The sequence below is a fragment of the uncultured Veillonella sp. genome (genome assembly GCF_934190855.1).
Classification (GTDB): domain Bacteria; phylum Bacillota; class Negativicutes; order Veillonellales; family Veillonellaceae; genus Veillonella.
On the sequence record NZ_CAKPTN010000089.1, the window covers coordinates 1 to 6,714 of the forward strand.

Below are 6,714 nucleotides of genomic sequence, written 5' to 3' on the forward strand. Positions count from 1 at the left end.
TGCTGTAAGCGATTATGATTTATGGCCAGCCGCTGCACAGATGATGTTATTTATTTCATCATTTTTTGGTGGTTGTAGTGGTTCTACAACGGGCGGTGTAAAGATTATTCGCCTCATTATTTTAGTTAAGAGTAGTATTATTTATTTAAGAAAATCCATTCATCCAGATATGGTGCAAGTAGTGCGGATCAATGGTAAGCCAATGCCTACTAAATGGATTCAGATGACACAACAATTTTTATTTTTATACTTAATGATTTATGTAGTATCTGTTTTCCTTATGACTTGTACTGGTCTAAATACATATGATTCCATGCAGGTGGTAACGGCATTCTTAAGTAATGTAGGTCTTGGCTTTGGTGGTTTTGGGCCAACTGATTCCTTCACCGTTATGCCAGACGCAGCTAAATGTATTGCCATTGTAGATATGCTATTAGGTCGTTTGGAATTGTTCACTATTCTTGTTATGCTTCACCCTCAATTCTGGGAAGGGTATTTCATCAAAAAAGATGTTCCTAAGCGTTATCGTATTTTGTAGGAGGGCGTAAGTATATGGAAGTTATAAAACGCCCTCTAGGGTTATATAAAGCAAATTGTTATGTATTAATAAAAGAGGGAAAGTCCCTTATTATTGATCCAGGCTTTCATTGTAATCATATTATAGAAATGGTAAAAGACTCTGAGCCTATAGCAGTTTTATTGACACATGGTCACTGTGACCATGTGTCGGCCCTTGATGAGGTCTGTGCTCATTATAAAATACCAGCCTATTTACATCCTTTAGATCATGAGCTGTTACAATTAATTCGTCGTAGGCCTAGTGTTTACAAGAAGAAAATGTATACTAATTGTGAGGATTTAGTAACAGGAAAACTACAATTAGGACCTTTTGAAATTATTGTTCATCATACACCTGGTCATAGTGCTGGTTCTGTTTGTTTAGAAATAGATGGACACTTGTTTACAGGCGATACGGTGTTTAAGCAAAATGTGGGAAATACAGATAATTATAAAAGTAACCCTCATGATTTAAATACAAGTTTAAAGTATATTTTAACCTTATCTAAGGACTTAATTGTTGAACCAGGACATAAAGAGTCCACAATATTAAAAGATGAAGAAGAATTCATCAAAAATATTGTAGTATAGTGTTGACAAAAGTTCTGATAACCGATATACTAAGCAAGTACTTTGGATACGGCCCCGTGGTGTAGCGGTTAACATGTCGCCCTGTCACGGCGAAGATCGTCAGTTCAAATCTGATCGGGGTCGCCATTCATGCCTCGGTAGCTCAGTTGGTAGAGCAACGGACTGAAAATCCGTGTGTCGACAGTTCGATTCTGTCCTGAGGCACCATGTACATGCGGGAATAGCTCAGCGGTAGAGCACCGCCTTGCCAAGGCGGGGGTCGCGAGTTCGAATCTCGTTTCCCGCTCCAACTTTATATGGCGGCATAGCCAAGCGGTAAGGCAGAGGTCTGCAAAACCTTTATTCCCCAGTTCGATTCTGGGTGCCGCCTCCACAAATCGTTACCCATGCCGGGGTGGCGGAACAGGCAGACGCAACGGACTTAAAATCCGTCGGTTGGAGACAACCGTACCGGTTCGATTCCGGTCCTCGGCACCAATTAAGACTAACTTCGGTTAGTCTTTTTTTCTTATCTGAATTAATTAAAATAATCCAATGAATAATAAACATAAACTATAATGCAATGAGTAATAAACCTAAACTATTGATCAGTGAATGCCTGTGTGGTGTTCCTTGTCGCTATGACGGAAAAGACAATTATATAGATACTGTAGAGATTCTTAAAAAGTATTATGAATTAATACCTGTGTGTCCAGAGGTACTAGGCGGTCTTTGCACACCGAGAGAGCCTGCAGAGCGGCAAGGAAATCGTATATGCACTGCTGATGGTACAGATGTAACTACACAGTTTATAAGAGGTGCAGAGATTACAGTTCATATAGCTGTTGAACATAAATGTGAACAAGCTTTGTTGAAGGCCAAAAGCCCTAGTTGTGGTTATAAGCGCATTTATGATGGTTCCTTTACGAGAACTTTAAAAGATGGTCATGGATGCACTGTAGAGGCATTATTAAAGAAAAATCTAAGAATTTACACAGAACATGATATAGATCTTTTGTTGGTACAAAAAAAAAGATGAGTTAAACTCATCTCTTTTTCTTTTATGATGTTAATGTTTATAGTTAATGTTTATAGTTAATCCATAATGTGCTATAGCGTATCAACTGTGACAAATTTACTATTTATGTTACTACTTTTATTTACCAACATTAACAGGATCATTAATTAATGGCTGTTCACCAAGTAATGTAGTTAAGTTGTGTAAATTGAATCGATACTGAGCATTACTAAAGTCTCGTGTCGCATCATAACGATGATTTGGTGCTTGCATGAGACCTACTAATGTGTCATAGAGCAAATCATTCGTAAAGAATTGATGCTCATGTTTCGTAAGTACATCTGCCGTTTGCGGATAGGCTGTACGATATTGAGGAGATAAGTATACCCAGAATGGAATATGTGTCATAACAAAGTCGAATGTATCTGGGTTGTGGGATTTATCTAAGCTTTCACCGTGATCAGAGAAATATACCATAGCTTGTAAATTCAATTTATCCTTGCCATAGGTGTAAATTTGTTGTAATAACCAGTCTGTATATAATTGACTATTGGCATATGCTTCTTGACCATCAGGATATGGACCTTGTTTCCATTTACTAAATTCATGAGGGTAACGGTCATTATAATAAATATGACTGCCCATAATATGAATAACGATAAAGTTATTCTTCGTAGGATCTACAGTTTCTAATAATGGTAACAATGCTTCGTCATAGCGATCGGAGAACGCATAAGATTCATGAGCCCATTTTGTAGTGTCTGCAGTCTTAGCCATTAAAGAAATAGCTGTATCATATTCACCGAATACACCTTGGTTACTAAACCAAGACGTTGTATAACCAGCTTTTTTGGCTACGTCTAAGATATTTGCTGAATCAAGGAATGGTCTATCGTCATATTGATTTCGTTCAGATAGAGCACGTTCCAAAGTTGGTACTGTTTGTACATAAGAGGAATAGGCGTTGTCAAAGAATATAAAATCTTTATTGTTTGCACGCATATTTCCTTGCCATGGAGTATCGTCATAAGGGAAGTTTGGATTATATACTTTCATATAATCCCGAGAGCTAGACTCACCGATGACTAGAATGATAGTTCCTGGCGTTTTATTAGTAGCCGTTTCTTTAGTATCTAAATTAAAGGAATCGAATACTATATGATGATTATCATTATATTGCTGCATTTGTTTTACATAATCACCAGCAGCAATCCAGTTGGCTACAATACATGTTTGAGGGAATAAGAAGAATGGAACATATACTAGAAAGGCTACGATAGAAGCGATGAGCATAGCAGATCGCATAGGTCGTGTAGTATTTAAATTCACTACTGCTTTCATGCCTAAATTAGACCAGTATAATAAATATGTCCATAATATAAGACCAACACCTACTGCAATTAGACCAGGAATACCAGCTGCATTTTTTAAGAAACCAAATGCCTCTTCTGGATTAGTCATATAGACTGCTAATAGACTAGCTGGCGTTAAACAGTGCCATGTAGTCATGTAATAGCCAATTTGTAAGAATGGGATGAGGCTAAGAATCATGGAGATAATAGCCATGATTAGTGATGTCGTTTTATGGAAGCGATTCGTTTGATTAAGTAAAAACTGAATGCCTGATAAACCCATAAAGATTAATAAGCCAAATAAGAAATCATTGGCAAATTCATAGAAGTATAGCGGCTTAACATAAGACCAGTGGAATAGAAGTGGGAAGGTAAGGGCCCATAAGATACCCACTAATCCGTATCCTAGAAACGGTCTATGGAAAACAGTGCAGCCCATAAAATATTGAAACAAGAATGTACCAACAATGGTGGGGACCGCTAAAATAGTAATATCCTCTACATCTAAGCCTAGTGTAATGGGTTCGTAAATTAAAAATAGAATAATATATAAAACAATACCTATAATACCAAAGCGAAAAATGGGGTTACGCCCAATTTGCTTTAAACTAGATGACATAATTAAGCCTCTCTTAAAGGAACACACAATAATATATCTTTATAATATATAATAATTATATTATTAAAGATAGCAGATGAGTGTAAAAAAAACAATTATTTGAAAGTACTACTATAAATGCTTTATAATTATATAGTTAAAGTACATTTTTTCTAAGGATTGGGGTTTATGGGAGATTATAATTACAAGTTGGACGTTTTTGAAGGTCCCCTTGATTTGCTGTTGCATCTCATTGAAAAACATAAAATAGAAATCACCGATATTCCTATCGTTGAAATAACGAGTCAATACTTGGAGTATCTAGATAATTGGAACCATTTTGATATTCATTATAGTAGTGAATTTCTTGTCATGGCTTCTACATTATTACAGATTAAATCACGTATGCTATTACCTAAGGCCGAACCTGAGCCAGAGGATGCTGCGGATCCACGTGACGAATTAGTAGCTAAATTAGTAGAGTTTAAAAAGATTAAGGACTTTACAGCTCTACTGATGGAGCGAACCGCAGTATCGGCTAATGTTTTTAGTCGTCCTGAAGAAACAAGTGTTCTCGGTTTAGACAATGTATATAATCTAGAACTTTCACAGCTATATCAAATCTTTTATCAAACCTTAAAACGGGCTAAAGAATTACCTGAAGAGGAACCCATTCGAGAGGTTAAGGTAGAAAAAGATACATATAGTCTAGAGGATATGATTCTATCCTTGTCAAGTCGTATACGCCGTGGTGAAAGTTTACACTTTAGGGAATTATTAGTAGCTATAGAAACCAAAAGTGGTATGGTAACAATCTTTATGGCTGTTCTTGAATTGTTAAAACAGCAAGTAATGGAAATGCGCTACGAAGATGATGATATTATATTCACTGCTGCTTTGGATGGAGCCGTGTAGAAAGGGGGCTATATGAGCTTACCAACAATGCATTTAGAGGCTGTTTTATTTTCAGCGGCAAAACCTATATCGATGGAAATGTTAGAAGAGGTATTTGGCCTTTCGCGAGACGAAATACAAGACTATATAAACGAATTAAAACGAGAGCTAGAAGAGCAAAATCGTGGTATTCGACTACGTGTATCTGGGGCCGGCGTCGAATTAGTTAGTGCTATAGAAAGTGCTGATTATGTGGGACATATCCGTAAAAGAGAAGATAAATTGTCCAATGCGGCCATGGAAACATTAGCCGTTATTGCTTATAAGCAACCAATCACTAAAGCTGAGATTGAAGAGATTCGCGGTGTTAATAGTGATAAAATTATAAAACAATTGCTTACTAGATCTCTTATAGCCGAATTAGGCCATAAAGATACTGTAGGTAGACCTATTCTATATGGTACGACAGATGAATTTTTACGAAGTGCTGGTGTAGAATCGATTGAAGCTTTACATCAAGAAGTTTCGGAAACAGAAGGATAATATGGAACGATTACAAAAATATATTGCTAGTTGTGGTGTTGCATCACGACGTAAAGCAGAAGAATTAATCACAGAGGGTAAGGTGCAGGTAAATGGCCGTAAGGTTACAGAACTGGGTGTTAAAATTAATCCTCAAAAAGATAAGGTTAAGGTTAATGGTCAATTATTAGCTCAAGAAAAACCTGTATATTATTTGTTAAATAAACCAAAGGGTGTTATTACATCTGTATCAGACCCTCAAGGTCGAGAAACTGTTATGGATTATATAAAAAATGAATCCAAACGTATTTATCCTATTGGACGTCTTGACTTGCATACAGAAGGTTTATTATTACTTACCAATGATGGTGAGTTAGCACAAAACTTAACACATCCATCTAAAGGTGTGGAAAAAACTTATGAAGTACGCATCAAAGGTCGTGTTCGCGATGAAGACTTACAAGTTATCGCTAATGGCGTGAAGCTAGAAGATGGTATGACTGCTCCAGCTACTATTGTTGACTTAGGGTTTGATGATCATAATGGTGTGCACGAAGTAGAGATTACTATCCATGAAGGTCGTAATCGACAAGTTCGTCGTATGTTTGAACATTTTGGGTACCGCATTCATAACTTAAAACGTATTGCTTATGCTGGACTTACCTTAGGCGGTGTTAAACGCGGTGCTTCTCGTCAGCTTACAATTCGTGAAGTTAAAGCGCTTAAAGCATTGGGGACTGGTAAGAAATGAAACAAATCATAGTCATTGGTGGTGGTGCGGCAGGTTTAATGGCAGCTGTTATAGCTGGTCGTGAAGGCGCCCGCGTCATCTTATTAGAAAAAATGAATATGGTTGGTAAGAAAATGGGCATTACTGGTAAAGGTCGCTGTAATATTACTAATAGTGCAGATATGGCCGAATTTATTAAGAATACGCCTGGTAATGGTAAGTTCCTATATGGTGCTTATGAACGCTTCAGCAATGGAGACCTTTTAGATTTACTGCATAGTTGGGGGTTAAAAACGAAAGTTGAACGTGGAGGTCGTGTATTCCCTGAATCCGACTCAGCCTTAGAGGTTCGCAATACGTTCATGAAAATCCTTAAAAAGTATAATGTTCAAGTTCATTTAAATGAACCTGTTACATCTATTACGGTAAAGGATAATCGCGTAGTAGGTGTTACAACAGATAAGGAACAATA

8 protein-coding genes and 5 tRNA genes are annotated in these 6,714 nt (G+C 37.0%); 12 read left to right on the top strand and 1 reads right to left on the bottom strand.

Annotated elements, in window-relative coordinates; all coding sequences use genetic code 11:
• The 8 genes from Q0F90_RS06110 to Q0F90_RS06145 form a co-directional block, all read left to right on the top strand.
• A partial coding sequence (locus Q0F90_RS06110; protein WP_296004191.1) for a potassium transporter TrkG occupies positions 1 to 538 on the top strand: 538 nt, incomplete at its 5' end.
• A 14-nt stretch (positions 539 to 552) separates the two neighbouring features.
• Complete coding sequence (locus tag Q0F90_RS06115; protein WP_296004192.1) at positions 553 to 1,149, top strand: MBL fold metallo-hydrolase; 597 nt, start codon at positions 553 to 555, stop codon at positions 1,147 to 1,149.
• 50 nt (positions 1,150 to 1,199) lie between these two features.
• Positions 1,200 to 1,275: transfer RNA gene (locus tag Q0F90_RS06120), tRNA-Asp, on the top strand.
• A 5-nt stretch (positions 1,276 to 1,280) separates the two neighbouring features.
• A tRNA-Phe gene (locus Q0F90_RS06125) sits at positions 1,281 to 1,356 on the top strand.
• A 7-nt stretch (positions 1,357 to 1,363) separates the two neighbouring features.
• A tRNA-Gly gene (locus Q0F90_RS06130) sits at positions 1,364 to 1,438 on the top strand.
• 9 nt (positions 1,439 to 1,447) lie between these two features.
• A tRNA-Cys gene (locus tag Q0F90_RS06135) sits at positions 1,448 to 1,522 on the top strand.
• Positions 1,523 to 1,537: 15 nt separating this feature from the next.
• A tRNA-Leu gene (locus Q0F90_RS06140) sits at positions 1,538 to 1,626 on the top strand.
• 85 nt (positions 1,627 to 1,711) lie between these two features.
• Positions 1,712 to 2,167 carry a DUF523 domain-containing protein gene (locus Q0F90_RS06145; protein WP_296004193.1) on the top strand — a complete coding sequence of 152 codons (456 nt, stop codon included), beginning with the start codon at positions 1,712 to 1,714 and terminating at the stop codon, positions 2,165 to 2,167.
• Between the two features lie 117 nt (positions 2,168 to 2,284).
• Here the strand turns inward: Q0F90_RS06145 and Q0F90_RS06150 are convergent, their stop codons facing one another.
• A complete protein-coding gene (locus tag Q0F90_RS06150; protein ID WP_296004194.1) occupies positions 2,285 to 4,117 on the bottom strand; it encodes a phosphoethanolamine transferase in 1,833 nt (610 codons plus the stop codon).
• A gap of 168 nt (positions 4,118 to 4,285) precedes the next feature.
• Between Q0F90_RS06150 and Q0F90_RS06155 the strand changes: the two genes are divergently transcribed.
• The 4 genes from Q0F90_RS06155 to Q0F90_RS06170 form a co-directional block, all read left to right on the top strand.
• Positions 4,286 to 5,011, top strand: a complete 726-nt coding sequence (locus Q0F90_RS06155) for a ScpA family protein (RefSeq protein ID WP_296004195.1) — start codon at positions 4,286 to 4,288, stop codon at positions 5,009 to 5,011.
• A gap of 12 nt (positions 5,012 to 5,023) precedes the next feature.
• Positions 5,024 to 5,533, top strand: coding sequence for an SMC-Scp complex subunit ScpB (gene scpB, locus Q0F90_RS06160; RefSeq protein WP_296004196.1), 510 nt, complete (start codon positions 5,024 to 5,026; stop codon positions 5,531 to 5,533).
• A gap of 1 nt (position 5,534) precedes the next feature.
• Positions 5,535 to 6,263, top strand: a complete 729-nt coding sequence (locus Q0F90_RS06165; protein ID WP_296004197.1) for a pseudouridine synthase — start codon at positions 5,535 to 5,537, stop codon at positions 6,261 to 6,263.
• On the top strand, positions 6,260 to 6,714 hold a 455-nt coding region (locus tag Q0F90_RS06170), incomplete at its 3' end, for an NAD(P)/FAD-dependent oxidoreductase (protein WP_296004198.1). The genes Q0F90_RS06165 and Q0F90_RS06170, both read left to right, overlap by 4 nt.

Coding starts and splice junctions, on each gene's coding strand:
- Q0F90_RS06115 (WP_296004192.1), top strand. CDS start 553: ATGGAAGTTATAAAACGCCCTCTAGGGTTATATAAAGCAAATTGTTAT.
- Q0F90_RS06145 (WP_296004193.1), top strand. CDS start 1,712: ATGAGTAATAAACCTAAACTATTGATCAGTGAATGCCTGTGTGGTGTT.
- Q0F90_RS06150 (WP_296004194.1), bottom strand. CDS start 4,117: ATGTCATCTAGTTTAAAGCAAATTGGGCGTAACCCCATTTTTCGCTTT.
- Q0F90_RS06155 (WP_296004195.1), top strand. CDS start 4,286: ATGGGAGATTATAATTACAAGTTGGACGTTTTTGAAGGTCCCCTTGAT.
- scpB (WP_296004196.1), top strand. CDS start 5,024: ATGAGCTTACCAACAATGCATTTAGAGGCTGTTTTATTTTCAGCGGCA.
- Q0F90_RS06165 (WP_296004197.1), top strand. CDS start 5,535: ATGGAACGATTACAAAAATATATTGCTAGTTGTGGTGTTGCATCACGA.